The 26,154-nt window shown below is 58.9% G+C and carries 22 protein-coding genes and 3 pseudogenes; 12 read left to right on the forward strand and 13 right to left on the reverse strand.

The window, feature by feature from the left end; genetic code table 11:
• Window positions 1-545: 545 nt before the first annotated feature.
• A pseudogene (locus OS035_RS06065) lies at window positions 546-653 on the reverse strand (Hsp20 family protein); the annotation flags it as partial.
• A gap of 225 nt (window positions 654-878) precedes the next feature.
• Between OS035_RS06065 and OS035_RS06070 the strand changes: the two are divergent.
• A pseudogene (locus tag OS035_RS06070) lies at window positions 879-1,099 on the forward strand (hypothetical protein).
• Between the two features lie 48 nt (window positions 1,100-1,147).
• On the opposite strand, the gene OS035_RS06075 reads toward OS035_RS06070, so the two are convergent.
• The 5 genes from OS035_RS06075 to OS035_RS06095 all read right to left on the reverse strand — a co-directional run bounded on the left by OS035_RS06075 (window position 1,148) and on the right by OS035_RS06095 (window position 7,035).
• Window positions 1,148-3,358 carry an amylo-alpha-1,6-glucosidase gene (locus OS035_RS06075; protein ID WP_331813503.1) on the reverse strand — a complete coding sequence of 737 codons (2,211 nt, stop codon included), beginning with the start codon at window positions 3,356-3,358 and terminating at the stop codon, window positions 1,148-1,150.
• Window positions 3,359-3,366: 8 nt separating this feature from the next.
• Complete coding sequence (locus tag OS035_RS06080) at window positions 3,367-4,461, reverse strand: glycosyltransferase family 4 protein (protein WP_183857192.1); 1,095 nt, start codon at window positions 4,459-4,461, stop codon at window positions 3,367-3,369.
• A 74-nt stretch (window positions 4,462-4,535) separates the two neighbouring features.
• Window positions 4,536-4,949, reverse strand: a complete 414-nt coding sequence (locus tag OS035_RS06085; RefSeq protein WP_331813504.1) for a hypothetical protein — start codon at window positions 4,947-4,949, stop codon at window positions 4,536-4,538.
• Window positions 4,950-5,042: 93 nt separating this feature from the next.
• On the reverse strand, window positions 5,043-6,671 hold the full coding sequence (groL, locus tag OS035_RS06090; protein WP_183857190.1) for a chaperonin GroEL: 1,629 nt from the start codon (window positions 6,669-6,671) through the stop codon (window positions 5,043-5,045).
• A 49-nt stretch (window positions 6,672-6,720) separates the two neighbouring features.
• Window positions 6,721-7,035: a co-chaperone GroES gene (locus tag OS035_RS06095; RefSeq protein WP_183780406.1), complete on the reverse strand. Its 315-nt coding sequence runs from the start codon at window positions 7,033-7,035 to the stop codon at window positions 6,721-6,723.
• Window positions 7,036-7,306: 271 nt separating this feature from the next.
• On the opposite strand from OS035_RS06095, the gene OS035_RS06100 reads away from it, so the two are divergent.
• From OS035_RS06100 to htpG, 5 genes are all read left to right on the forward strand, one after another.
• Entirely contained in the window at window positions 7,307-7,579 is a 273-nt protein-coding gene (locus OS035_RS06100; protein ID WP_183780410.1) for an usg protein, read from the forward strand.
• Window positions 7,580-7,672: 93 nt separating this feature from the next.
• Window positions 7,673-7,963, forward strand: a complete 291-nt coding sequence (locus tag OS035_RS06105) for a hypothetical protein (protein WP_183780413.1) — start codon at window positions 7,673-7,675, stop codon at window positions 7,961-7,963.
• 166 nt (window positions 7,964-8,129) lie between these two features.
• Complete coding sequence (locus OS035_RS06110) at window positions 8,130-8,603, forward strand: Hsp20 family protein (RefSeq protein ID WP_183780416.1); 474 nt, start codon at window positions 8,130-8,132, stop codon at window positions 8,601-8,603.
• 78 nt (window positions 8,604-8,681) lie between these two features.
• A complete protein-coding gene (locus tag OS035_RS06115) occupies window positions 8,682-8,981 on the forward strand; it encodes a DUF982 domain-containing protein (RefSeq protein ID WP_331813505.1) in 300 nt (99 codons plus the stop codon).
• An 821-nt stretch (window positions 8,982-9,802) separates the two neighbouring features.
• Window positions 9,803-11,689 (forward strand): molecular chaperone HtpG, encoded by a 1,887-nt coding sequence (gene htpG / locus OS035_RS06120; protein WP_183780421.1) that lies wholly within the window; start codon window positions 9,803-9,805, stop codon window positions 11,687-11,689.
• A gap of 21 nt (window positions 11,690-11,710) precedes the next feature.
• Here htpG and OS035_RS06125 read toward each other — a convergent pair.
• The 7 genes and pseudogenes from OS035_RS06125 to OS035_RS06155 all read right to left on the reverse strand — a co-directional run.
• Window positions 11,711-11,996: pseudogene (locus tag OS035_RS06125) on the reverse strand (SMP-30/gluconolactonase/LRE family protein); the annotation flags it as partial.
• Between the two features lie 312 nt (window positions 11,997-12,308).
• Window positions 12,309-12,692, reverse strand: coding sequence for a type II toxin-antitoxin system VapC family toxin (locus tag OS035_RS06130; RefSeq protein WP_183780424.1), 384 nt, complete (start codon window positions 12,690-12,692; stop codon window positions 12,309-12,311).
• On the reverse strand, window positions 12,689-12,889 hold the full coding sequence (locus OS035_RS06135) for a type II toxin-antitoxin system VapB family antitoxin (RefSeq protein WP_183780426.1): 201 nt from the start codon (window positions 12,887-12,889) through the stop codon (window positions 12,689-12,691). Before OS035_RS06135 ends, OS035_RS06130 begins: the two co-directional genes overlap by 4 nt.
• A gap of 520 nt (window positions 12,890-13,409) precedes the next feature.
• Window positions 13,410-13,937, reverse strand: a complete 528-nt coding sequence (locus OS035_RS06140; protein ID WP_183780429.1) for a DUF4142 domain-containing protein — start codon at window positions 13,935-13,937, stop codon at window positions 13,410-13,412.
• Between the two features lie 493 nt (window positions 13,938-14,430).
• On the reverse strand, window positions 14,431-15,600 hold the full coding sequence (locus OS035_RS06145; protein ID WP_331813506.1) for a zinc-dependent alcohol dehydrogenase: 1,170 nt from the start codon (window positions 15,598-15,600) through the stop codon (window positions 14,431-14,433).
• Window positions 15,601-16,381: 781 nt separating this feature from the next.
• Window positions 16,382-17,419, reverse strand: a complete 1,038-nt coding sequence (locus OS035_RS06150; protein ID WP_331813507.1) for a Gfo/Idh/MocA family protein — start codon at window positions 17,417-17,419, stop codon at window positions 16,382-16,384.
• Entirely contained in the window at window positions 17,419-18,405 is a 987-nt protein-coding gene (locus OS035_RS06155; protein WP_331813508.1) for an MDR/zinc-dependent alcohol dehydrogenase-like family protein, read from the reverse strand. The genes OS035_RS06150 and OS035_RS06155 overlap by 1 nt, the downstream gene beginning before the upstream one ends.
• Window positions 18,406-18,584: 179 nt before the next feature.
• Between OS035_RS06155 and OS035_RS06160 the strand changes: the two genes are divergently transcribed.
• The 6 genes from OS035_RS06160 to OS035_RS06185 are packed head-to-tail and all read left to right on the forward strand — an operon-like array spanning window position 18,585 to window position 26,154.
• Entirely contained in the window at window positions 18,585-19,688 is a 1,104-nt protein-coding gene (locus OS035_RS06160; protein WP_183780440.1) for an NAD-dependent epimerase/dehydratase family protein, read from the forward strand.
• Complete coding sequence (locus OS035_RS06165; RefSeq protein WP_331813509.1) at window positions 19,685-21,727, forward strand: NAD-dependent epimerase/dehydratase family protein; 2,043 nt, start codon at window positions 19,685-19,687, stop codon at window positions 21,725-21,727. Before OS035_RS06160 ends, OS035_RS06165 begins: the two co-directional genes overlap by 4 nt.
• Entirely contained in the window at window positions 21,724-22,836 is a 1,113-nt protein-coding gene (locus OS035_RS06170) for a glycosyltransferase (RefSeq protein ID WP_331813510.1), read from the forward strand. The genes OS035_RS06165 and OS035_RS06170 overlap by 4 nt, the downstream gene beginning before the upstream one ends.
• Before the next feature lie 2 nt (window positions 22,837-22,838).
• Window positions 22,839-23,969: a CgeB family protein gene (locus OS035_RS06175; protein ID WP_331813511.1), complete on the forward strand. Its 1,131-nt coding sequence runs from the start codon at window positions 22,839-22,841 to the stop codon at window positions 23,967-23,969.
• Window positions 23,966-25,057, forward strand: a complete 1,092-nt coding sequence (locus OS035_RS06180; protein ID WP_331813512.1) for a CgeB family protein — start codon at window positions 23,966-23,968, stop codon at window positions 25,055-25,057. The genes OS035_RS06175 and OS035_RS06180 overlap by 4 nt, the downstream gene beginning before the upstream one ends.
• Window positions 25,054-26,154, forward strand: a complete 1,101-nt coding sequence (locus OS035_RS06185; protein ID WP_331813513.1) for a CgeB family protein — start codon at window positions 25,054-25,056, stop codon at window positions 26,152-26,154. Before OS035_RS06180 ends, OS035_RS06185 begins: the two co-directional genes overlap by 4 nt.

Below are 26,154 nucleotides of genomic sequence, written 5' to 3' on the forward strand. Positions count from 1 at the left end.
GGCGCAAAGCCCCACCTTCTTCCGGCGATGATACGATAACTGCCTGCGCCCAAGTGTTGGCTGCCCGTCTTAGCGCGTCGTCGACCGCGTTGATTCGGGCAGCGTCTCGAGTGATAGGTCCTCGACGGTTATCAACATCATTGTCGACAGGGACGGATCCGGACGCGTAAAATCTCTCGGCGGATGAAAATTAGGCTGCGAGGCCGGTTCAATAAAGCCACCTCTTTGGTTTTGAATAAGCCCTAGTAAGCACACCTGCTGTGGCGATGCGGCTTACCAAGCGATTGGGCTGCCATCATAGGCGAAGAACCCCCCGGAATCAGCAGGCTGGAGGGAGTCAAGCACTTGTAGAACCGCCTGCGCGGCGTTTTTAGGCTCCAACCTTTGATGGCCAGACGACAACGGAGCGGAGAGCGAGGTCATGACACTTCCCGGATGCACTGTCACAACCACCGACGCCGGGTTCGCCCTGGAAACCTCGATCGCTGCCGTGTGGACGATCTGGTTGAGTGCTGCCTTGGAGGAGCGGTACGAAATCCATCCACCGAGCTGATTGTCGCCAATCGACCCGACGCGCGCAGACAGGAACGCAAAATTCGGTCGAAACCGATGCTCGACCGGAATAGGGGAGAGAAATCGAGGTTTGTCCTCATAGCCATATCCTCCTTGTAAGCAACATGGATACAGGGAGACGCCAAGAGCACATGGCGCCTCCTGGACTATTCGATCCCCATTGGGCAATCGAACAATAGTAATATTGTTCAGCCGGTTGCGCGTTCAAGAGCAATGTGGGATTGCCCGATAAAAATTTGAATCTTTTCTTTCCGTTACCAAATGCGGTGAGCAGATACGGAGAAATCAAGAAAGCAGCAATTGATATGACAATGACTTCTAACGACGTCATCGCTGTTCTTGGCCTGTCGATGCAACGCTGGTGGCCGCGGTCGTAGCGACGAAATCGCCACAGGCTGAACTCGCTCAGGCTTTTGCCTGGGCCAACAACGACGAGGCCATGCTTGGCGAAGGGCGACCTCTGCCGGTTGGCAAAATCGCCGCCCTAATTGAACTGTTGGTTTCGGATGAAGAAGAATTTGAATAGCTAAGGGCGGGACGGCGCTGTCTGGTCCTGATCGCGCGTAAACATACCCTATGTGGTGGTGAGCACGCGAACTTCGCCGCGGCGATCGATGACCTCAACCACAACCTGTTGACCCGAACCGCGAATAGCGACGTCGGCCGAGCCCTTACCCACCTGCAGGCGGCCTAGGATGACCTCATTCAGGAAACCCGGTAGTCGCGGTTCGTTAAGGCTGATGAGCTGGCCATTGGGTTCGAAATCGAGACCGAGGCATGATTGCAACAACAGCAGAGGGGCAGCCGCGGCCCATGCCTGCGGCGAGCAGGCGACCGGATAGAAGGTCGGCCCCTGCGCCCGCTGAGGGGACATGCCGCAAAAAAGCTCGGGTAGCCGCCTCAGATCGATATAGGTCGATGCCGCAAACAGACCTGCGAAGATCCGCGCCGCCTCGCCGCGATAGCCATAGCGTGCAAGACCGCTCGCAATCATGGCATTATCATGCGGCCAGATCGAGCCGTTGTGATAGCTCATGGGATTATAGCGCGGTTCGGATGAGGCAATTGTGCGGATGCCCCAGCCACAGAAGGAGGAGGCACTCATCAGCGTGCGGGCGACCATTGCGGCTCGCTCCGGATACGCGATGCCGGTAAACAGAGCATGGCCGGCGTTCGAGGAGCGCACCCGGCAGGGGCGCTTGTCTCCGTCGAGCGCCAATACGTAAGTGCCGAGTTCCTCATCAAAGAAACTAATGTCGAACGCGCGGCGTAGACCTTCCGCCCTTGCCAGAAGTTTAGCTGCCCGTTCCGGCCGGGCAAGCCGCCGGAAGATCTCGGCCGCCGCCTGCCAGGCGCCGTAGACATAGGCTTGGACCTCGGCGATCGCGATCGGCCCCTTCGCCAATGTACCGTCGGCATGGAACACGGAGTCGTAGCTGTCCTTCCAGGCCTGATTGATCAGCCCTTCTTCGGTCAGCCGTCCATATTCGACGAAACCATCGCCGTCACGATCGCCGTGCTCATCGATCCAGGTCAGCGCCGCCTCGATATGCGGCAGGAGCCGCTCGATGGCGGCGAGATCTCCGGTCCGTTTGAGATACTCGCCGGCCAGCATCGCGAAGAGTGGGGTGGAATCGATGCTGCCGTAATAGCGGCGGAAAGGAACCTCGCCGAGTTCGGCCATTTCGCCATAGCGCATCTCATGCAGGATCTTTCCGGGCTCGGCATCCGAGGCTGGATTGAACTCAGTCGCCTGATTGGCGGCCAGATGACCAAGGACGCCGCGCGCGATCTGCGGGTCGAGCCACAGCGTCTCCAGCGCAGTGATCAGCGCATCGCGACCAAAGACGGTGCTGAACCAGGGAATGCCGGCATAGGGATATGGCCCTTCCGGCTTGTCGGTCATCAGCATGTAGAGATCGGAGATGCTGCGTCGCGCGACTTCGTTGAAGATTTCGTTCGACGTTGCGATCGACGCGGCCCGCGAGCAAGATGAGCGCAGTGCGCGGCGGGCGTCCCGCAGAGCAAGGAAAAAGGAAAGATGGTTTGGTGAGCGCGCTTCAGTTTGATCGCAGCCGATTTCGATGAACAGCGAGCGGGTCTCGTGCGGCGCCAAGTGAAAATCATAAACAGCGAGATTGCTACCCAATCTACTTGGGGCAGGGTCGAAGGATAGGCGCGTCGACCGTTTTCGTTCGTCGAGGCCAAGATAGGAAAGAAGTGTGCTATCCGCCTCGACGACGGCTGGGAGACAGTGTCCCTTCCTGGCTCTGACGGTTCCTCGGACCTCGAACAGATCTGCAAAATCGGCCTCAAATGCGATCTCGATACGGACTTGCTGAAGCCTTTCGTCATAGTTCTTCGCTGTTATCCGCTCATAGCAGCGGCTATTCCAGAGGAATCGGGTCCGGCGGAGGTGGATAAGGTCGTGGGTAAGCGCAAGCTTGCCCTTGTCATCGAAGAGATCTGGATTGGTGAGATCGCAAGTTAGGGTCGCGTTGTCGTCTCGGAGCGTCGACGACAGCAGCATCGGCCGCTGGCCGTTGAGCTTGAGGGAGAGGTGCGAGAGAAATCGCGTATCTAGGTGAAACAAGCCTTCCGGGCTGCCCGGGCCCGAAAGCGCATCGCCATTATGGTCAAAGACGGCGAAGGTGTCGCCGTGCTTCAAGGTGCGCGGCCGCCGTTCCTGCATCGAAGCGGTGGCCGGAATGAAAAATTGAGCAACGGACGACGACTGCGTTGATGTTGCCGGCGTCCCGTTGCTGTCTGTTGGCGCGATCGACATGACTCTCCCTATGCAACGACCTGAAGGTCAGGAGCCGTCCCATTGGACCGGCGCATGCGAGCGGCGTCGGTGCGCACCCCTGGCAGAGTCCGATAGATATCGAGGTAGTCGGACGCCATGCGAGTTGCAGAGAAGCGCTTTTCAAAGGTCTCGCGCACCTTGCGACGATCCATGCGCAAGGCCCACTCGACATTTTCCACTGCCTCCGTCACTGAATCGACGATTATGCCGGAGAGCCCGGGGTCGATCACTTCAGGAACCGAACCGCAATTGAAGGCGATAACGGGTGTCCCGCACGCCATGGCTTCGATCATGACCAGCCCAAAGGGCTCAGGCCAGTCGATCGGGAAGAGCAACGCCCCCGCATTGCCGAGAAAATCCGCCTTCTGATGTTCGTTGATCTCGCCGATGAACTCGACGTTTGGATGGCTCTTGACCATCGGCTCGATCACATTTTCCCAGTACGCCTTGTCCGCCTTGTCGATCTTGGCGGCCATCTTGAGCGGCATCCCGACCTTTGCCGCGATCTGGATTGCCCGATCGGGACGCTTTTCCGGCGAGATGCGGCCCAGGAAGGCCAGATAGTTGCCTTTCGGCTGTGCTGTGAAGGGTAGGCCATCAGTGGCAAGCCCGTGGTAGACCGTTCCGGCCCAGTTGACGGGCGGCATGGAACGACGCTGGTCGTTGGAGATAGACACCAGCGGAATATCTGGGAAGGCCTCGTAGAAGGGCCGAAGGTCGGGAAGGTCCAGCCGCCCGTGCAGCGTCGTAACGGTGCGATTGGCAAAATCCCGGATCAGCGGGAAATGCAGGAGATCGATGTGGAAGTGCAGGACGTCGAACTCCTGCGCCCGCCGGCGAACCTCCTCAAGCATCACTACCTGGTGCGGCAGGTGGTCCTTGACGGCGGGATTGAGGCGTAACGCCACGTCCGAGCTCGCCACCAGGCCGGCGCCGGTGATGGAATCGCCGCTGGCAAAAAGCGTCACGTCGTGGCCCTGGGCGACAAGTTCTTCGGTGAGATAGGAAACAATGCGCTCGGTTCCCCCATAAAGCTTGGGCGGAACACTTTCGGCGAGCGGAGCGATCTGTGCGATCTTCATCGGCAAAACCTCCTCAGTTGAGCAAAGAGTCGACGGCAAAAATCATGACAGCGTCATCAAAGGCGCGCGGCAGTTCATGGCAGTCTGGATATCGAATGGCTGGCGGCGGCGGCGCCTCCTTTCCGATAGCTGCATAGGCCGAGGCCGCCAAACCGGCGTGTTTGCGGTCTCCGGCTATGGGTATTTCGGACGTCGAGCTCCTGCTCTTCAGATTGCTCATCGTGGTGGTCCAACCTTTTCAGTGCTTCGATGATCTCATCGTAGCTGACGGCTTTATCCGTGCCGGGATAAAGACGAAGGGCCGGAATGGACTCGATTGCGAAGATGTCCGATGCCCACGATGCGAGAATGGCACGCTTCTCGTCTTGGCCGATATCATCGGCGGCAAGCACGTCACGCGGATGATCGAAATGTTTGCCCGGATGAAGCAGATGCGCGGTGTTGATCGCTGCCGTGGCTTTCGAATTGCTGATGTTTTCCTTTCTCATAGCTTGGCTCCATTGATCTTGAGCGATGGAACGTTGTTTGACCCTCAGTAGGAGGCCCGCTCCCGGCGGATGGCGCGGGCCTCTTCGATTGCCTTAGAAATCCATGCCTGCGCCGGCGGGCATGGCAGGAGAGGTTTCCTTCTTGGGCTTCTCGGCAATCATGGCCTCGGTCGTGACCAGAAGGCCGGCAACAGAGGCGGCATCCTGGAGCGCGGTCCGGACGACCTTGGCCGGATCAATGACTCCTTGCGTAAAGAGGTCGCCGTATTCACCAGTCTGGGCGTTCCATCCGTACGAGAAGTCGGCTTTCTCGCGCAGCTTGCCGACGATGACAGACCCTTCTGCCCCAGCGTTCTCAGCGATCTGACGCACGGGTGCTTCGATCGCGCGGCGAACGATATCAATCCCAACGCGCTGATCGTCGTTGGCAGTCGGCAGACCGTCCAGTGCCTTTACCGCCCGCAGCAACGCCACGCCACCACCTGGAAGGATACCTTCTTCAACGGCTGCGCGGGTTGCGTGAAGCGCGTCGTCGACGCGGTCCTTCTTCTCCTTCACTTCGACTTCCGTCGAGCCGCCGACGCGGATGACAGCAACGCCGCCGGCGAGCTTGGCAAGACGTTCCTGCAGCTTCTCACGATCGTAGTCCGAAGTGGTCTCCTCGATCTGGGTGCGGATCTGCGCAACGCGGCCATCGATCTCGGCCTTGGAGCCGACTCCGTCGATAATGGTCGTGTTTTCCTTGTCGATTGCCACCTTCTTTGCACGGCCAAGCATATTGAGGGTGACGTTTTCGAGCTTGATGCCGAGGTCTTCGGAAATGACCGTACCGCCCGTCAGAATGGCGATGTCTTCGAGCATGGCCTTGCGGCGGTCGCCGAAGCCAGGAGCCTTGACGGCAGCGATCTTGAGGCCGCCGCGCAGCTTGTTGACGACGAGCGTAGCAAGAGCTTCACCTTCGACGTCTTCCGCAATGATCAGCAGCGGCTTACCCGACTGGACGACCGCTTCGAGCACCGGGAGCATGGACTGCAGGTTGGAGAGCTTCTTTTCGTGGATAAGGATATAAGGATCCTCGAACTCGACCCGCATCCTGTCCTGGTTGGTGACGAAATAGGGCGAGAGATAGCCGCGGTCGAACTGCATGCCTTCGACGACTTCGAGTTCGGTTTCGGCGGTCTTGGCCTCCTCGACGGTGATCACACCTTCGTTGCCGACCTTCTCCATCGCTTCTGCGAGATAACGGCCGATCTCCTCATCGCCATTGGCCGAGATGGTGCCGACCTGGGCGATCTCGGAATTGTTGGAGATCTTGCGGGCGTTAGTCTTCAGCTCCTTGACGACAGCGTCGACGGCAAGATCGATACCACGCTTCAGGTCCATCGGGTTCATGCCGGAGGCCACCGCCTTGGCGCCTTCCTTGACGATCGCCTGAGCGAGAACAGTTGCAGTGGTGGTGCCGTCACCGGCGAGATCGTTGGTTTTCGATGCCACTTCACGTAGCATCTGGGCGCCCATGTTTTCGAACTTGTCTTCCAGTTCGATTTCCTTCGCGACCGAAACGCCGTCCTTGGTGATGCGCGGCGCGCCGAAGGACTTGTCGATCACCACGTTGCGGCCTTTCGGGCCGAGCGTCACCTTCACGGCATTGGCGAGTACGTCGACCCCACGTAGCATGCGTTCACGGGCATCGGTGTTGAATTTAACTTCTTTCGCAGCCATTTTTTCACTCCTTCATTAGGCAGCTAGTTTGACTGATAGATAGGGCGCCTCAGGCGGCCTTCTTCTGCTCGGCCTGTGCTTCGATGATGCCCATGACATCGCTTTCCTTCATGATCAGCAGGTCTTCGCCGTTGATCTTGATCTCGGTGCCGGACCACTTGCCGAACAAGATGCGGTCGCCTGCTTTGACGTCGAGCGCCTGGATCTGGCCGGCCTCGTTGCGTGCGCCGGGACCGATGGCGACGACCTCGCCCTCCTGCGGCTTTTCCTTGGCGGTATCAGGGATGATGATGCCGCCTTTGGTCTTTTCCTGGGATTCGACCCGGCGGACGAGAATGCGATCATGAAGCGGTCGGAACGACATGTTTTCCTCCATTGGACAAAAAGATGACGCAAAATCCCCCGGACCGGGTGACCAATCCGGGCGGATGCGAGCCTCACTCGAGCGTTCGCGGGCAAAATTTATTTTCGTGATTTATCGATTTCAAGAGGGTTAGATAGAAAAATTAGCACTCAAGTGAAGCGGCTGCTAACATGCTGTAAAGGAACAGAAAGCCGATATTCTACGTTTGAAACGTGTTGATGGCGGCAAAGTTTTGCATCACCATCATCGTGTCACAAAACGGAGATGAAGGATGCAATTCTCAACGGATCTTGAACGGCAACTGAACGGCTACGGCTTGACGACCGCCCATATTCTCTATCGCATTCCGGACTTTGAATCCGTTCTGCAGACCTATGTCTGGCAGGACTACGATCTCGCCCCCGATTTTCCCGAAATGCGCAGGTTCCTGGATTTCTGGCAAACAAGCCTCGATGGTCCGCTGCATTCTGTCCGCTACACGCACCACCGCCTGATCGGCCCCAACGAGTGGCGCCGTGTCAATGGGGAATTCAAGCTGCACTGAGGCTTGAATCCGCATTTTCCCCTTCCTAGCTCACCCGGTGATCGGGGCTTGATGAGCCCGGTCGATTTCCACGTCTGGAAGGAGTGAGACCATATGGAAGAGAACATTAAATTCATCAAGGATGCCAGTATCGCGGAGAAGGAAGAGATCATCGTCGATTTTGCGCGATGGCTCGAGACCGCCTCGCAGGAGGCTCTCGTCCATGGTGAGGGACGTTTCGCTGTGATGTCGGCCAATATGGCACAAGCGATCCGGGTAAACGCCGACGAACTCGCACGCGATACTCCCGAAACGACCGAGCGGGTATTGCAGCAAGCATCCGCGATGATCTCGAAGTTCAAGGCTGCTTATCCGCATCGGGTTCTCAGTCGATCAGTCCACTAATCGAGCAGGTCACGGGTTCGGTGAAAATTTTTCCACAGCAGATCTTGAATCGGAAAATCGCCAAAACCAAATCGTTAGCCGCCAGCCGCTTAAGACAGGGCTGGCATTGCCGGGAGCGCCGCTTTTGGCACTCCCGTACCCATGTTGCTTCAAGGAGGATATGGCTATGGCAACATCTTACGATTACGCACCTCTCTACCGCTCGAGCGTTGGGTTCGACCGGATCTTCAATCTCCTGGAAAATGCGCAGCGGGCCCGCTCGACCAACGACTGGCCGCCCTATGACATCGTCAAAACGGATGACGACACCTACCGGATCTCGATCGCCGTGGCTGGCTTTGGCCAGGACGAGCTCGATCTCACCTTCCAATCCAACCTGCTGACTGTCACCGGCAAGAAGCAGGAATCGCCCACGGATGGCTACCTGCATCGCGGCATCGCCGGTCGCCCGTTCGAACACCGCTTCGAACTTGCCGACCATGTCCGGGTAAATAGAGCGGATCTCAGCAACGGTCTCCTGTCGATCGAGCTCGTCCGTGAGATCCCCGAGGCCTTGAAACCCCGGAAGATCTCGATCCAGAGTACGCCTGCGTTGACGTCGACCGCCCCGGCGCAGATCGAAGCGCAGAAGGCGGCCTGATCTCTAAATTCGTGCATTAGGCAAAGGGCGCCATCGCGATGGCGCCCGTCAACATTCCGGGTTGCGAAGGAGAGAGCAATGAAACCCGATATGTTCAGACACCCTGTCACCATTCTTGTCGGCCTTGGCTTCCCTGCGGAAGTTCGCAACGTGCTGGACGCTTGCCGACACCTTGCTGAGTGGCCGGTGTCACTAAGAGACACGGCACACGCTGTTGCCCTGAAGGCATGCCAAGCGGCGCTTCGTGGCGAAATCGAAGCGGAGACGGCGCGCGGCTTGTTTGCGGCCTTTGCGGACAAGCATGATCTGCTGGCGGCTGATGCCGATGTCATCGTCGCATCTCACCGCCGCGAGGACAGAGGTCCACGCGTTCGGTGAGGCCGCGATGTTACCCGACATGTTCGACGAGGTCGCCTGCAACGCGACGGCGATGGGACCATTGTTCCGGGCCATCGACTAGACTCCAGGCGATGTTTTCGAGCGCCGGCATTGTCTGACAAGCGGACTTCCACGCAGTCGATTCGAACCCGGCATTCCGTCACAGTCCAGGAACGCCCGAACCGCTCACGATCGATGAGATCAGTGCCGCTCTCCGCGACCTCGACCGTGACTGCACGGACTGACGCGCGGTGAAATCTGCAGGCGTCGCCTTATGGACGTGGACAATCGACAACGATCCATTTTGATCGATGCGTTGGCGTGCGATCACCGGCTCCAATGTCTCTTTGTTCGTGGACGCGCCTGAAGAAGGCACTTGTTTGTCACGTCAGGCCGTTGCGCCGGTCACGGCTTTCAACTGCGCGATTGGGCGAGTCAAGAGCCGCTTTTTAGTGGGGCTATGATTTAGCCGAGTGTGGCGTTCTCCGTCTAAGGCGCGGCTGCTGTCATGGCGGATGACCAAGCCGTCCCCGCCTCCGCTCGGTGGTGCCGACGCAGCACTCCGCAGCCGTCCGGCCGCCGGCGCAATCCCTCCCAGCCGCAACTTCCCTTCGATTAGATGCCAGCGCGAATCGATCCGTGCTTCGCTCTACTGAAGCCCCCAATCGGCGCAGGTTCTGGCCATTCAGCCGTTACAATGAAAATGGCAACTGCGCGACGGTATATTTCGGCCGCCACCACCTGTTTCGGATCTTGAATTTTGAGCCTGGTTTCGCCAATTGATCGGCGTCAAATCGCTTTTCTTTGGAGAATCCGAGCACATGACCACAACTGTCGAACAGATTGCTGAACGCCACGTCTTTGAGGCCGATGTTGCCCGCCTTTTGCATATGATGGTCCACTCCGTTTACTCGGACAAGGGCGTTTTCCTGCGTGAATTGATCTCGAATGGCGCCGATGCCTGCGAGAAGCTGCGCTACGAGGCGATCGAGACGCCTTCGCTGCTGGCGAACGATGCCGAGAGCCGCATCACGTTGCGGCTTGACGAAGAGAGCAGGCAGCTTGTCGTGGAGGACAACGGCATCGGTATGCGACGTGACGAGATGATCGAGGCGCTCGGTACGATCGCGAGGTCGGGGACGCGGGCGTTCATGGAGCGGATTGCAGATAACAAGGCCGCTGAAGGCGCACAATTAATCGGACAGTTCGGCGTCGGCTTCTATTCCTGCTTTATGGTAGCCGAGCATGTCGATGTGATTTCCCGTCGCGCCGGCTCAGAGGAGGCCTGGAAATGGTCCTCGGACGGGAAGGGAAGCTATAATGTCGAGGCGGCAAATCTCGTCGAAGCGCCACCTCGCGGTACGCGCATCGTCCTGCATTTGATGGAAGATGCCAAGACATACACTTCAAGGTGGAACGTCGAACGAATCGTCAAAGAACAATCCGGTCACGTCCCGGTGGCGATCCGTATTGTCGACAAACCCGGCGGCGAGCCGGTCCAGATAACGGACGGGACTGCGCTGTGGACCAGATCGAAGAGCGAAGTCAGCAAGGAAGACTATACCGACTTCTACCGCGGCGTATCTGGGCAATACGACGAACCAGCCCTGACCGTGCACTTTCGTGCCGAGGGGCGACACGAATACACAGCCCTGGCGTTTGTACCGGGAACGCAGCCGTTCGACATGTTTGATCCCGAACGCAAAGGAAGGATGAAGCTTTACGTCAAGCGGGTCTTCATCACCGACGATGCGGAACTGATGCCCAGATATCTGCGCTTCGTCCGAGGGCTTATCGACACGGCGGACCTGCCGCTCAACGTTTCTCGCGAGATGATCCAGGAGAGCCCCGTTCTGGCGGCAATCCGCAAGGGTGTCACGAATAGGGTTATCACAGCCGTCGAGAAACTCGCTGACGGCGAGCCGAACACCTATCTCAAGTTCTGGGAGAATTTCGGACCCGTCTTGAAGGAGGGCATCTACGAGGATTACGAGCGGCGTGCACAATTGATGGCACTTGCACGATTTCGCACGTCGACATCGCCGGAAGGGCACCGTTCACTTGCCGAATACGTCGAAGACGCCAAAGAAGGCCAGGACGCCATCTACTATCTTGCGGGTGGCAGCCTGGATCAGTTGAAGGCGTCGCCCCAGCTCGAAGGTTTCCGGGCGCGAGGGGTCGAAGTGCTGCTGCTAACCGACTCAGTCGACAGCTTCTGGGTGGTGAACGCGCCGGAATTCGAAGGAAAGGCGTTCAAATCGATCACGCAGGGAACTGCGGATCTGGCGCAATTTCCAAGGCTCGATAATCAAACGCCGCCGGAGCAGGACAGCCCCGGTTTGGCGACATTTATTGGCTTTGCAAGAGAAAAACTGGCCGGTCAAGTCGCCGATGTTCGGGCATCCGAGCGCTTGACGGAGAGCGCCGTCTGCCTGGTTGCGCCGGAGGACGGCTATGACATGCAGATGGAAAAGATCCTGCAAAACGCAGGTCGTCTCCAGGGAGCAACCAAACCGATCCTCGAAATCAACTTGGCACATCCCGTGATTAAGGCCATCGCGGCCGTCGAGGACGATGCGTCTTTTCAAGAGGACGCAACGTTCCTGTTGCTCGACCAAGCGCGCATTCTCGACGGCGAACGACCACAAGATCCCCGAAAATTCGCGCAACGGCTGGCGAGGGTTTTCGAGAGGTCAGTTCGGTCGTAGGGTTAGGCTGTCACGCTTTGATTACCGCTCGACGTGGCGATCGTGCTGGCCAGCTAAAACCCTGCTCGGCTTCTGGGCGCCAGTTGCTGCGACGCGAACTGAATAGAGTGAGCAGGTGGCGGCGATGAAGAGGCGATTGCGGGCCGCCGAAGGTGAGGCTTGCAACGGTCTGGGGGAGACGGATCCGTCTCGTCGAAACAATGGACGCCATCGGCTGCGCTCGACCAGAGATTTCCGTTGACATTAGTGGCGGATGCCATCCCGGAATGCCGTTTTCGATGTGGCAGAAGACGCGACCGTTTGCGAGTCAGCTGCCAACTGCTCTTGGGTTCGATAACTTCAGGAGTTCCGACAGGTTTTCCGTCAGCACATCCGGTAGAATTCGCTTCGAGCCGCGGACACCCGGTGCTGACAGGAAGCCGCATTAACAGCAACTAATGACATGAGATCCATAATTGCCAACTTACGCCATTGGCACTGCAATAGCGGGGTCAACGGTTCTCGCACGGCGAAAGCTTTCGAGGCCAGCGTCCAGCTTGTTGCTAAGGGGTTCGCATAATGGATCGATCGGACTGCGCTCAGGCGGCTCACGACCAACATGAGCGCTTCGATACAGCATTTAGTTTCGCGCGTTGGCAGGGGTGTGCAGTGAAGCCCCCGCCTTTTCGGCCGCTGCCCGCAGACGCTTGTCTCTGGTCCATAAGGCCGCTCGTTGATCGAGGAGAACTGAGGCCATCAAGTGGGCATCTGTATAGCCAATGCCCATACTGAAAATGGCGTGGCGATCAATCATCATCATAACTTCGTCGTGCGTGGCGACGAACGCTTCGCGCTGGGCCGCCAGGAAAGCCAACACGCTACTGCGATCCCGAAGGCTGCCAATTGCGAGCTCTCCGATTACCGCTGGATGGCATAAGAGACGGTCTTCCTCAATAATCCTACGCAGCTCTGGATCGGCCTGCCGGAAATGATCGATCCAGATGGACGTGTCGGCAAGTATCACTTGGCAGCTGCGCTCCGGCGGCGTGGGGCCGCCTCCGCATCCGGCATAGTTCCGCCGAGCGCGATGAGGCGTTTTCCCGACTCCACACGAACAAGCGTCTCCAACGCTTGGCGGACCAGAGTGGCGGTTTCTTTCGTGCCGGTTAGGGCCCTAGCCCTTTCCATGAGGGTGTCATCGAGATTGATCGTCGATCGCATCGTTTGGCTTCCTGATTATGATGCTGTAGATAGCACCATTTGGTGACAAAATCTACGCCTTAACTCTACTCCAATAGGTCGGGCGTCGGATGTGCAAATCCAGTAGGGTGACATATTGTTGCAAGCGCGCGGCTTCCTGTCCCATCGACTGCACAGTTGTGGAATGGCGGTGGGGTACCGCGCTACTGCGGCCAGATGTTATCCGACCTCACGCATCTTGTGATCGATCCTTCTGATAAATGTTGGGATAGTCATGGAGATGCAAAAAGCTGCCACTGGCACCGAGCCAACCCGTGTTGCTTTTGGGCGACCGTCAGCACGGAATCGATACATGGATCTTGGAGTAGGCAAGCCTGGAGTATTCCCGATCCGGCCTACCTTGGCCGGAAGTCTGGAAGAGCGGGGATGTCGTCTGGGTCCTCGACGTTGATCGCGCCGCCCTTCGCTGTCTCGGATCTTGTAGGCGCGCGTTCTTAAGGAGCGGACCTCGGCATCGCAACGATACCGAGGCTGATCCAGCTTACTTGTTGAGTTCCTTAGCCAACTGAAGGTGATGTTCCAGGGCCGGGCGGGTGCTCGCGGCCCATGCTTTAAGCTCTGGATTGTCCCCTTCATCGCCATAGCGCTGGAAGAGGTCGACCGCATCTTCGTGGGCTTCCTCTTGATCGGAATGATATTGCTTGTTGAAATCGTCGCCCTTCAGGCCGTTCAGCTTGTCGAGCATACTTTGCTGAGCCGACGACATGGCGTCGGGAAGGGTGGCTTTGACCTTGCCGCCGGATACCAGCGCTTTCAATTCATCGCTTGTCTTTTGATGATCGGCAATCATTTGCTTCGCAAAAGCCTTCGTTGCATCGTCACCGCGCTCGGCAGCCAGTTTGCTGGATGCAATTTCGAACATGTCGCTGGCGGCCGCTTCCTTGACGAAATCCTCGGTCTTGGGCGGAACGCCCATCAACGAATTGACGCCAGTTTTTTCAGCGGCCGATTGGGCAAAGGCCGGAACGGCGAGTGAGAGGGCAAGTGACGCAATGATATAGCGTTTCATCGGGATCTCCTGAGTTTGTCACGGCTAAACTATTCGACAAGCCGAGAGTTCCCGCGTCATCGCGCCGAGCGTAAAGTTCCCGATGCCGTGTACCGGATGCGCCGCAGCTCAGCCGTCTTGACCGATCGGGGGAACGAAGACTACACGCCGAGATCGTCTTCCTCGACCGCCGCGGGCCCCGTGCACGGCGCGTTTCAAGTACTGCTCCCATCGCCTCGATGACGCTTCGTTCGCCAATGCCAGATGTCCGATGACAAAGTCTTTTCGACCATGAGCGAGCTGGAAAGAGCTAGCGACGATGCCGGGGACGATGCGGCAGAAGATCCTTCCCCGGATCGCCTTGGCCGTATCGCAGCTGGACGTAACCACAACTTCTGGCCTTGAGATTTGCCGCTGCCAAGTTGATGCGTTCCTATCCGGGCAATGATGCGATCATAGCCGTCTTGCGACGACCGCAAGGCCTTCGGGTGATTACGGGCCATAATGCGCCTCCTCATGGTTTCAGAACGACCTTAATGCATCCGTCCTGCTTGTCGCGGAACGTCTTGTAGAGAGCAGGCCCATCTTCCAGCGTGCCGCGATGGGTGACGACGAAGGAGGGGTCGATCTCTCCACTTTGAATCCGCTCCATCAATATCGGCAGATAATGCTGGACCGGCGTCTGGGCCATCTTGAACGTCAGGCCGCGATTGATCGCCGAGCCCATGGGGATCTTGTCGAGGAAACCGCCATAGACGCCGACGATCGAGACCGTACCGAAATTGCGGCAGCAGTGGATAGCCTGGCGCAGCACGTGCGGCCGGTCGGTTCCCATGAACATCGCGACCTTGATGCGGTCTAGGCGCGAATCCCAGCTGGCGGCGGCCTCGGCTTCGGTTCCGACGGCGTCGATGCAGGCGTCGGCACCACGACCATCGGTCAATTCCATGATCTTGTCGTAGATGTCCTCATCCATGAAGTCGATTGGGATGGCTCCGGCCACCTTGGCAAGCGCCAAGCGCTCAGGCACGGAGTCAATGACAATCACTCTCGCGGCGCCCAGCAGGAAAGCCGAGCGGATCGCCATTTGGCCGACGGGTCCGCAGCCCCAGATCGCGATCGTGTCGCCGGGTTGGATATTGCAGAACTCGGCTGCCATGTAGCCTGTGGGGAAAATATCCGAAAGGAAAAGCACCTGCTCGTCGGAAAGCCCCTCCGGCACCTTGATCGGACCGACATCAGCATAGGGCACGCGCAGATATTCCGCCTGTCCGCCGGCATAACCGCCAAGCAGATGCGAATAGCCGAAAAGACCGGCCGGCGAATTGCCCCAGAGTTTCGTCACTTTCGTGCGGTCGGGGTTTGAGCGCTCGCAGCCGGAATAGAAACCGCGCTTGCAGAAGAAACATTCGCCGCAGGAAATGGTGAAGGGAACGACGACGCGATCGCCGACCTTGAGCTTGGTATTGTCCTTGCCGACCTCGACGACCTCGCCCATGGTTTCGTGGCCCATGACGTCGCCACTATGCATTTCCGGCATGACGCCGTCATAAAGATGCAGATCGGATCCGCAGATCGCGCAGGCGGTGACCTTGATGATGGCGTCGCGGCCGTCCTCAACCTTTGGATCGGGAACGCTCTCGCAGCGGATATCATGCTTGCCGTGCCAGGTCAGAGCTTTCACGATGGGGTTCTCCTCAGCAATTCTCGACGGCGCTCCAACCCCGGCTTTGCGCAAAAGTTCCGCTGGCAGGTGCCGACGCGTGGGCAAGATCGAATTTGAAAGAGTTTTCACGCCAGTCGCATGGTCTACGAGCTGTCTCATACGGCCATATCTGTTGGGGTTTGCACCGCGACGACCTTCTGTCAGGTCTGCCGGGACATTCACCATCGTCTGTTGGAGAACGTGATGAAGAGAGGCGCTAAGACATCGACCGGTGCAAACGGCTGCCGAAGAATGAGATGATTGCTCAAAGCGGCCCTGGCAGTCCCTATGACAGCGGCCATTTGGTGTCTCACAAATGCGGGAAATCGATAGCGTCAAAGCCTCGCCACTGCGCGGAGGTCCTGATGAGCTGAAGGACGAGCTTGATGAACAGATGAGGTCGCCATGAGCGCGAGGAGGAAGGACTGAAACTCGGTCGTCGCTTTACGCTACGAAAACGCAAAGGCGCCGCGGCGAATGATGCTGTTCGTCGTCACAGTATCCTTTCTCGGGCGCCTTGGCGCGGCTCGCTTTTACATTGATCATCCATCCCGGGACCGCATGAGACATCACTGAAGCGGCGACGGAGCAAGCACGATGAGCGCCGGGTCGGACAAGGATCCAATACGGCGGCCTGCATTTTGATCCGCCAGAAAACGTCCCGGGCTCATGCAGGCAGGAGCTTTCTGATCGGAAGGGTGGGAGCGGTCGCGTTTATTCGGTATGCAACGATCGTCGTCAACGGCCTCGTCAAGGGCACCTAGGATCGCTCGCCGCTTGTGCGATAGATCCGGTCGATTGCCTCGGCAACCGCTATGAATTCCTCACAAGCGATGTCGTGACGCTGACCGCCAGCCAGTCGTCTTGCCCAGTCGACAGCTGCGCGTCCACCCCAATCGTCCGGCGGCAGGGTCAGCATTTGCCTGGATGTGCCAGACAATCTCTCGGCCGTAAAATCGTAAAATGAGCCGTCAACGTTGCGAAATGAGGCGCCACCTTCGGTCCCGAAGAATTCAGCACAGATTGCTGCGTTGCAGCCGGCATGAAGCCTCCACGAACAGGTCAGGCAAATGATTCCGCCGTTGGCAAGCGTCATCGTCGCAGAGGCGAAATCCTCAACCTGGCCAGTGTCACGGAGCTTTTCTCCGCCCGATCTGAGCTCGCTGGTGACAGCAGTGATCGATGGGAAATCGAGACACCACAATGCCAGATCCACAAGATGAACCCCGAGGTCGATGACGCAGCCGCCGCCGGAGAGGGCTTTATCGTAGAACCAGGCTTTGTCGGGTCCATAGGCGTTGTGAAAGGTCAGATTGGCGGCGAATACCTTCCCCAGAACGTTCGAGCGGATGATCTCACGGATCTGCTGTAGGCCCTGGGTGTAGCGATAGGATAGATCGACACCCAGGAACCGGTCGGCTGCCTTTGATGCGTCAACGACCGCCCTCACCTCGGCGGCCGTGCGTCCGAGAGGTTTCTGACAGAAGACGGCGACGCCGGCTTCCAGGACGCGAATTGATTGTCGGGCGTGGGTCGCGCTCGGTGTCGCAATCACGACGCCGTCGAGCTTTTGGTCAAGTAGATCGTCAAGATCAACGACCACCCGGGCATCTGGCGCAAGCTTGCGGGCCTGCCGAGCCATTTCGGCCGAGGGATCGGCGATAGCGACGGCCTCGGCCACGCCGCTCTCAACTATTGCCTTCATCCGATGCCGGCCGATCCATCCCACACCGAGAAAACCTAGCTTTAACGGCTTGACGGCAGAGACCGCCGCCTGTCCGAAGATCAACTCATTCATCAAAATCGCACCAATGCTTTCAGGAAGCCAGCCGGACGGTCGCGCGTTGTGTTTAGCGCTTCGTCCAGCCTCTCCAGGGGATAGATATGCGTGTAGAGCGGCAGGGGATCGATCCGCCCCAGCCGCACCGCTTCTATGGCCTCGCGGATACCCCGCATGTAAATGGCGGGATCGCGCTCATGGGCATTGATGACGTCGAGGCCGCGCCAGTTCCATAGCTGCATATTGACTTGACGCGGCCCATCCTGGTGATAGCCGGCGACGATCAACCGGCCCCGTTCCCTGGTAAGCTCGCCCGCCAAGTCGAGCGGCCATTGTTTGCCGACGGCCTCAATGACATTGTCGCAGAAATTGCCGCCTGTCAGCGTTTTGACGCTGTCGATGATGCGCCAGTGATCGTCCATCGCAATCGTTTCGGCTGCTCCCATCTTTCTCGCCACCTCGAGCGAGTATGGCAGCCGTGAAATGGCAATGACCCTCGCTCCGGCTGCTGCGGCGAGCCGGGTAAGGAGTGCGCCGAGAAAGCCGATTCCGATGATGGCGACAGTCTGGCTGCGTTGGATATTGCTGCGGCTGAAGATGTTCATGGCACATCCAAGCGGTTCGCCTGGAAATGGCTTCCCGTCCAACTCGCCAGGCAATCTCGCAACTGTCGAAGCGTCGGCGATATCGTGCGTGGCGTAGGCATGGTAGGAAAGAGCGGCAACGCGGTCTCCCAGTTGAAGGCCCGTGACGTCGGCGGCCATGGCGTCGATTGTCCCCCAGCCCTCGTGGCCCAGCCCGCCGGCCTCCGTCGGAAATATCATCCAATCGGGTCCTGCCCAGGGCGTAAGGTTCGACGCGCAGACGCCGCAGCCTTCCAGTTTGATCCTGACCTGGCCGGGACCGGGTTCCGGTAAGACGCGGCTCTCGACCGAAAGACTGCCGGGGCCGGTGACGATTGCAGCCCGCATGAGCTCTGCCGCGGGTCTTGCCGCAATATCCATGAGATGTCCTCCAGTATGGCACGCCTCAAACTGCAGTGCCGCTGAAGAGTTCCGGGGGAAGTCAAAGAAGTCATAGATGATGAAGTCAATAAAGATGTCATTGATGAAGGAACTTTTCCATCTAAGTCCGGTTCGACCGCTATCTCTGAAGCTATTTCTTCAACCGGATGGGTCCAATAATGATGATATTGATAACAGGCGGTTGCGGCTTTATCGGTCGCCATGTCGCTGAAGAACTTCTGAAATCCGGCTATCACGTGCGCATTTACGATGCGCTCATCGATCAGGTCCATGCCGATGCGGAAGTGAGCGTGCCAGAAGGAGCGGAGGTCGTCCGGGGCAATGTCATGGACAAGGACGCCGTCGGCGCAGCGCTCGCTGACGTCGATGGTGTCATCCATCTTGCCGCCGAGGTGGGTGTTGGACAGTCGATGTACGAGATCGCCCGCTATGTCGGCAGCAACGATCTAGGAACAGCGGTGCTTTTGGAAGCGATGATCGGCTTGCCAGTGCAGAAAATCGTCGTTGCATCCTCGATGAGCGTCTACGGCGAAGGGCTATATGCCACGGCCGACGGTCGGCGGCTCGGCTATGTCAGGCGGCGCGCCAATCACGTGAGGCAGGGCCAGTGGGAGCCGCTCTGCCCTGACAACGGGCTGCTGACGCCGGTCGCGACCGACGAGGAGAAGCCAGTCGATCTCGCCTCCATCTACGCTCTAACGAAATTCGCGCAGGAAAAGCAGGTCCTGATCTTCGGCGAAGCTTACGACGTTGACGCTGTCGCCCTGCGCCTTTTCAATGTCTTCGGCGCCGGGCAGGCGCTGTCCAATCCTTATACCGGCGTGCTAGCAAATTTCGCCTCGCGACTTGCCAATGGTCAGCCGCCGATGATTTTTGAGGATGGCAGGCAACGGCGCGATTTCGTCCATGTTCGCGATGTGGCAACGGCGTTTCGCCTGGCTTTAGAAAAACCGGCGGCAGCCGGCCACGCGATCAATATTGGCAGCGGCCAGGCTTATTCGATCGCCGATGCTGCGACGCTGCTCGCCGACGCCTTGGGCGTGCCGGAGATCAGTCCCGACATCATGAACAAGGCTCGCTCGGGTGACATCCGCAATTGTTTTGCCGATATCTCCAAAGCACGCGAACTGCTTGGATACGAGCCGAGATATCTGCTCGAAAATTCGCTTGGTCCTTTTGCTGAATGGGTTCGCGAGACCGGAGCTGTCGACCGCGGCGCCGAGATGAAGCGTCAACTGGAAGAGCGGGGGCTGGTTTCATGAAGAAAATCAGCTCTCAAACAACCAGCCAGCAGGAGACGAGGCAGTTCGGCTTCGTCGAGTGGTTTCGGCCGGGCGAGTATGAGCGGACTGAGGCCGTGCTGCCTGCTATTCTGGCAAGCGGCGCTAGTTATCTCCGCACGCATCTCTCCTGGGCCGAATATTTGGCGCCCGGCGGCCAGCAATGGTTTGATTGGCTGATCCCGCGCGTCGGAAGCAAGACCGACCTTCTGCCCTGCATCCATTACACCCCACCTTCGCTCTCGCGAACGGGAAAGGCGTCAGGCGCCCCGGTCGACCTCAAATCCTATGCCGATTTCGTCGATCATATCCTGACGCGCTACGGCCAACATTTCCGCCATATCGAGCTGTGGAACGAACCCAACAACCTGCTTGATTGGGATTGGCGCCACGACAGCGATTTCCTACTTTTTTGCGAGATGGTCGGAGGCGCCGCTTACTGGGCTAAGCAGAGAGGCTTTAAACCCGTGCTCGGCGGCCCGTGCCCCTTTGATCCCTATTGGCTCAATCTGATGGGCGTGCGCGGTGTGCTCGGCGTTGTCGATGCTGTCGGCTTCCATGGCTTTCCCGGAACCTGGGATAGTGAGGAAGCCACATGGGGCGGCTGGGATATGCATTTGGGCGAGATGCGAGGAATTATAGATCGCTACAATGCCGAGGCGGAGATATGGATTACCGAAGCGGGCTATTCTACCTGGCGCAATGACGAGATCGAACAGGCGCAACGCTTCATCAAGGCGCTTAACGTGCCGGCCGACAGAATGTTCTGGTACTCCTGGTGCGATGTGCCGCCGGACGTGCCTGTTCAGGAAGGTCTGTGGTTCGATCCGCGACACTATCACCTCGGAGCCGTTACACACGACAACAAGCCGAAGCTCTTGGCCAGACTTCTGATGGAAGGTGGCGTCACCAGACTGGAGGAGGTTGCTGCCCTCGCTGCTCCGCACATTGCCTCTGACGCGGCACCTGTTGTCATCACCGGCGGCAGTGGGTTCATCGGATCCAATCTCGCCGACAGCTTGGCCAGCGACGGTGAAGACGTCATCATTCTGGACAATCTTGGTCGCTCGGGGGTCGATCAGAACCTCTCATGGCTGATCGAGCGGCATGGAGCGAGGGTGTATCCGGTCCTTGCCGATGTTCGCGACTTGATGGGTATCGAAGCCGCCTTTAAGGATGCCAAGGCTGTCTTCCACTATGCCGCCCAGACAGCTGTGACCACGAGCATTGTTGATCCGCTCGCCGATTTCGAGACGAATGCTCGAGGCACCCTCAACGTGTTGGAAGCGGTACGCAAGGCAGGCAGACAGGCGCCAGTCATCTTCGCCAGCACCAACAAGGTCTATGGCGCCCTCGACGATCTCGCCATGGTCGAGCTCGACGACCGATATGTTCCCAAAAACGACACCGTACGGATGGAGGGTATAGCCGAGGATCGGCCGCTCGACTTCTGCACGCCCTACGGCTGTTCGAAAGGTGTCGCCGACCAATATGTCCTCGACTACGCCAAATCCTTCGGAATACCGGCCGCCGTTTTACGGATGAGCAGCATCTATGGTCCGCGCCAATTCGGCACCGAGGACCAGGGCTGGGTCGCGCATTTTCTCATCCGGGCGCTCGGGGAAGAAGCCATTTCGGTTTACGGCAGCGGCAAACAGGTTCGCGACGTCCTTCACGTGGACGATGCCGTCGCTGCCTACCGCTCGCTGCTCGCCAATGTCGACCGTGTCTCCGGCGAAGCCTTCAATCTTGGCGGGGGACCGCGCAATGCCGTCAGCGTTCTTTCGGTGCTGCGAGAGATCGAGGAGATTACCGGTCGTCCGGTCAACACAAGTTTCGGCCCGTGGCGGGCCGGCGACCAGGCCTACTTCGTCGCGGATACGCGGAAACTTGAAAGGGAAACTGGCTGGGCCGCCCGCGTCGGATGGCGCAATGGGCTCCGGCACCTTGCCGAATGGCTGATCGCCAATCGTTTCGGCGGCCAACAGATCCGCAGGGAAAAGCGGAAGGTAATGGCATGACCGCAAACGCGCGAGAAACCCGGCACCGCCGCGTGCTGATGACCGTCGACGCCCTCGGCGGGGTTTGGTCTTACGCCATGGATCTGGCTGCCGCCTTGAAACCAAACCATATCGAGGTTGTCTTCGCCGGCCTGGGGCCGGTGCCAACGGCGGAAAAGGTTGCCGAAGCAAAGGGGCTCGGCACGCTTAACTGGCTGGAGGCGCCGCTCGACTGGATGGCAGGGCATGAAAGGGAAGTTGCCGAAGTGCCGCGTTTGATTGCCGATCTCGCCCGCCGCGAGGAGGTTGATGTTCTGCATCTCAATACGCCGTCGCAGGCAGCCGGCATGCAGACGGACCTGCCGGTCATCGTGGTCTGTCATTCTTGTGTGGTGACCTGGTTTGCCGCCGTGCGCGGCACCGCGGTCCCACGTGACTGGCAATGGCAATATCGGCTGAATCAGGCAGGTTTTATCCGTGCGAACACGGTGATTGCCCCGAGCCGCAGCCATGCCGCCGCGATGGAGGCGACCTATGGACAGATCCAGGACCTCAGTGTGGTTTACAATGCGAGCGCTCTCGATCATTCCAGCGAGCCCAAACAGGATTTCGTCCTGGCGGCCGGCCGCTGGTGGGACGAGGGGAAAAACGGCGCCGTTCTGGACGCAGCGGCAGCTCTTTCCCGCTGGCCAGTGATAGTGGCCGGTGCCGACAGCGGTCCCAATGATCAATATTTGCGGTTTCACCATGCCAACCATCTGGGCGAGATTGCGCGTCAGCGGATGGCGGTCCTGGCGCGGCAGGCGGCAATCGTCGCTTCTCCATCCCTTTTCGAACCGTTCGGGCTGGCAGCGCTCGAAGCGGCGAGGGCCGGCGCAGCCTTGGTGCTTTCCGATATTCCAACGTATCGGGAGATTTGGGACGATGCCGCGCTGTTTGCAAATCCGCATCATCCAGAAGCTTTCGCCGATGCCTTCAATCGCCTTGCGGATGATCCGCAGCTGCGCGCGACCCTCGGCCAGAAGGCGCAGGAGCGATCGGTTCGCTTCAGCCTGGAAGCGCAGGCCGAAGCCATGTTCGGGATCTATTCCGGCAGGCTTGGCCGTACCCTATCGACAGCCGCGGAGTGATCATGAAGTTCGTTTTCTATACCCATTCGCTCATCTCCGACTGGAACCACGGCAACGCGCATTTTCTTCGCGGTGTGATGCGCGACCTCCAGCGGCGTGGCCATGAAACTTTGGCATTGGAACCGGAAGATGCCTGGAGCCGTACCAACCTCGTCGGCGATCAGGGCGCCTCGGCAGTCGCGAGGTTTTACCAGTCCTTTCCGCAGCACCGCTCGCAGATCTATGAAAAGAGCTTCGATCATGAAGCCGCGCTTAGGGATGCTGATGTCGTCATCGTCCACGAATGGACGGAGCCTGAACTGGTGGCTCGTCTCGGCCGCATCCGGAGCAATGGCACCAACTTCACGCTGCTCTTTCACGACACACATCATCGGGCAGTCTCGGCCGAAGGCGACATCGCCGGGCTGAGCCTTCGCGATTATGACGGCGTGCTGGCTTTCGGCGAGACCTTGCGGGAACGCTATCTCAAAGCAGGCTGGGGAAAGTACGTGTTCACATGGCACGAAGCCGCCGACGACACTTTGTTTCGGCCAATGCCGGACATCGAAAGAACCGGAGATCTCATCTGGATCGGCAACTGGGGTGATGATGAACGGTCGGCCGAGATCGCTGAATTCCTGGTCGGTCCCGCCCAATCGCTTAGCCTGACAACCACCGTTCGCGGCGTCCGCTATCCCGATCAGGCGCTCGACGCCCTTCGCAGCGCCGGTATCGCTTACGGCGGATGGATCGCCAATTCGGATGTTCCTGCCGCCTTCGCCAGCCACAAGGTGACCGTGCACATTCCGCGACGCCCCTATGTTGAGCATCTGCCGGGTATTCCAACCATCCGCGTCTTCGAAGCCCTTGCCTGCGGGATACCATTGATCTCGGCACCGTGGGACGATGCTGAACACCTCTTCTCCCCGGGCACGGACTTTCTTCTCGTTCACGACGGCGAGGAGATGAAGAGGAATCTGCGTGACGTTCTTTCGGAGCCCGATTACGCCGCAAGCCTCGCCTCGGCAGGTCTGACGACGATCAAGGCGCGCCACACCTGCCGGCATCGCGTCGACGAGCTTTTCGCAGTCCTGACGCGCTGCGGCACGAACCGCGTCACCACCAATCTCCAATCCCGCGAGGCAGCCGAGTGAAGATCGCATTTTACGGTTCAAGCCTCGTCTCCACCTATTGGAATGGCGCTGCCACCTATTACCGCGGCCTGCTGCGGGCGCTGGCGGCGAAAGGACATGACATTACTTTCTACGAACCCGATGTCTATGATCGGCAAAAGAACCGCGACATAGATCCGCCGGACTGGTGCAAGGTCGTCATCTACGGAGGCACGATCGACGCCTTGAAGGCCGTCAGCGGCTCTGCGGCAGAGGCCGATATCGTCGTCAAGGCAAGCGGCGTCGGTTTTGAAGACGATCAGCTTCTGGAAGAGGTGCTTGGCCACGCGCGGCCGCAGGCCCTGAAAATCTTTTGGGACGTCGATGCACCGGCAACGCTTGCCGAACTCAAGGCCAATCCCGATCATCGGCTGCGCCGAGCGCTTTGCGGGATCGATCTTGTACTCACTTATGGCGGCGGCGATCCTGTGGTAAGCACATACCGCGCAGTGGGCGCGGCCGACTGCGTGCCTATCTACAATGCGCTCGATCCGCAAACGCACCACCCGGTGCCGGAGGACATACGCTTCTCTGCCGATCTCGCCTTCCTCGGCAACCGTTTGCCGGATCGAGAGGCGCGGGTCGAGCATTTCTTTCTGAAGCCCGCGTCTCGTCTGCCGGACCGGACATTCCTGCTTGGCGGTTCGGGCTGGCATGACAGGCCGGTCGCGCAAAATATTCGCTATATCGGCCATGTGCCGACGCGGGATCATAACGCCTTCAATGTGACGCCGATGGCGGTTCTCAACGTATCGCGCGCCAGCATGGCGGAAAACGGTTTCTCGCCAGCGACACGAGTCTTCGAAGCTGCCGGCGCCGGCGCCTGCCTTATTACCGACGACTGGGAAGGCATCGAGTTCTTCCTGAAACCCGATGAGGAAGTCCTGGTCGCGCGCGATGGACAGGACGTGGCGGCGCTGGTTGCCGGCTTGTCGCGCCAGTCGGCTCGGAAAATCGGCGAGAGCGCGCGTCAGCGCGTGCTGTCAGAGCACACCTACACCAATCGTGCCGAAGCCGTGGACAAGATTTTCCGCGCTCGTCTCGGCGCGCGGATGGAGGCAGCCGAATGACCCGGTCGCTCGACATCGTCTTTATCGGGCTTTCAATTTCCTCGTCCTGGGGAAACGGCCATGCCACGACTTACCGCGCTCTCATCAAAGGGCTTCGCCAGGACGGTCACCGTGTTCTGTTCCTGGAGCGGGACGTCCCCTGGTACGCAAGTCAACGCGATCTTGCTTCACCGGACTTCTGCGACCTCGCCTATTACGCCGACATCGAGCCGATGATTGACCTTCATCGAGACCGGCTGAGAGGAGCCGATGCCGTCATCGTCGGATCCTACGTGCCTGAGGGTGTGGCGCTCATCGACAAACTCGGCCAGCTTGAGCCAAAAGGGCTCTGCTTCTACGACATCGACACGCCTGTAACGCTCGCAAAGCTTGATCGCGGCGAGGAGGAATATCTGGCGCTGCGGCAGATTCCGATCTTTGACGCCTACTTTTCCTTTTCCGGAGGAGAGGTACTGACCTGGCTGGAGAATAGATATGGGGCGAAGAGAGCTGTGGCACTTTACTGCTCGGTCGACGAAAGCCGATATGCCAACACAGGTGAGACATCTTGCTGGGATCTCGGCTACCTCGGAACCTACAGCCCGGATCGCCAGCCGACATTGGAGCGCCTGCTTCTGGAGCCGGCACGTCGCCTGCCATCCATGCGTTTCGTCGTCGCCGGGCCGCAATATCCCGCCGAGATCGACTGGCCGGCGAATGTGGAGCGCATCGAGCATTTGGCGCCGGCTGATCATGCAAGCTTCTACACCAGGCAACGGTTTACCTTGAATGTGACCCGCAGCGACATGATCGCCGCCGGTTGGTCGCCTAGCGTGCGGCTGTTCGAAGCCGCTGCCTGCGGAACGGCTGTTGTCAGCGACTTCTGGCGCGGGCTCGATGAACTTCTGCCGGCTGGGGAGGCTTTGCTTGTTGCGCAAGGACCAGCCGATGTCGTGGCGGTGTTGACCGAACTTGCCGATGCGGACCGCATCGCGATTGCCGCTGCCGCCAGAAGGCGCATCTTGAGGGGCCATACCGGCACCGCACGTGCTGTCGAACTCGCCCAGACCATTTCGACACTGCCGTCAATCCGAGCTTATGAGCGTCTTTCAGCGTGA

The organism is Rhizobium sp. 268, assembly GCF_036571585.1.
In the GTDB taxonomy this organism is placed as follows: domain Bacteria; phylum Pseudomonadota; class Alphaproteobacteria; order Rhizobiales; family Rhizobiaceae; genus Rhizobium; species Rhizobium redzepovicii.

Coding starts and splice junctions, on each gene's coding strand:
- OS035_RS06095 (WP_183780406.1), bottom strand. CDS start 7,035: ATGTCGTTCCGACCGCTTCATGATCGCATTCTCGTCCGCCGGGTCGAA.
- OS035_RS06075 (WP_331813503.1), bottom strand. CDS start 3,358: ATGTCGATCGCGCCAACAGACAGCAACGGGACGCCGGCAACATCAACG.
- OS035_RS06110 (WP_183780416.1), top strand. CDS start 8,130: ATGGCAACATCTTACGATTACGCACCTCTCTACCGCTCGAGCGTTGGG.
- OS035_RS06100 (WP_183780410.1), top strand. CDS start 7,307: ATGCAATTCTCAACGGATCTTGAACGGCAACTGAACGGCTACGGCTTG.
- OS035_RS06155 (WP_331813508.1), bottom strand. CDS start 18,405: ATGGATATTGCGGCAAGACCCGCGGCAGAGCTCATGCGGGCTGCAATC.
- OS035_RS06105 (WP_183780413.1), top strand. CDS start 7,673: ATGGAAGAGAACATTAAATTCATCAAGGATGCCAGTATCGCGGAGAAG.
- OS035_RS06140 (WP_183780429.1), bottom strand. CDS start 13,937: ATGAAACGCTATATCATTGCGTCACTTGCCCTCTCACTCGCCGTTCCG.
- groL (WP_183857190.1), bottom strand. CDS start 6,671: ATGGCTGCGAAAGAAGTTAAATTCAACACCGATGCCCGTGAACGCATG.
- OS035_RS06175 (WP_331813511.1), top strand. CDS start 22,839: ATGAAGTTCGTTTTCTATACCCATTCGCTCATCTCCGACTGGAACCAC.
- OS035_RS06185 (WP_331813513.1), top strand. CDS start 25,054: ATGACCCGGTCGCTCGACATCGTCTTTATCGGGCTTTCAATTTCCTCG.
- OS035_RS06170 (WP_331813510.1), top strand. CDS start 21,724: ATGACCGCAAACGCGCGAGAAACCCGGCACCGCCGCGTGCTGATGACC.
- OS035_RS06160 (WP_183780440.1), top strand. CDS start 18,585: ATGATGATATTGATAACAGGCGGTTGCGGCTTTATCGGTCGCCATGTC.
- OS035_RS06085 (WP_331813504.1), bottom strand. CDS start 4,949: ATGAGAAAGGAAAACATCAGCAATTCGAAAGCCACGGCAGCGATCAAC.
- OS035_RS06135 (WP_183780426.1), bottom strand. CDS start 12,889: ATGCGATCGACGATCAATCTCGATGACACCCTCATGGAAAGGGCTAGG.
- OS035_RS06150 (WP_331813507.1), bottom strand. CDS start 17,419: ATGAATGAGTTGATCTTCGGACAGGCGGCGGTCTCTGCCGTCAAGCCG.
- OS035_RS06115 (WP_331813505.1), top strand. CDS start 8,682: ATGAAACCCGATATGTTCAGACACCCTGTCACCATTCTTGTCGGCCTT.
- OS035_RS06080 (WP_183857192.1), bottom strand. CDS start 4,461: ATGAAGATCGCACAGATCGCTCCGCTCGCCGAAAGTGTTCCGCCCAAG.
- OS035_RS06165 (WP_331813509.1), top strand. CDS start 19,685: ATGAAGAAAATCAGCTCTCAAACAACCAGCCAGCAGGAGACGAGGCAG.
- htpG (WP_183780421.1), top strand. CDS start 9,803: ATGACCACAACTGTCGAACAGATTGCTGAACGCCACGTCTTTGAGGCC.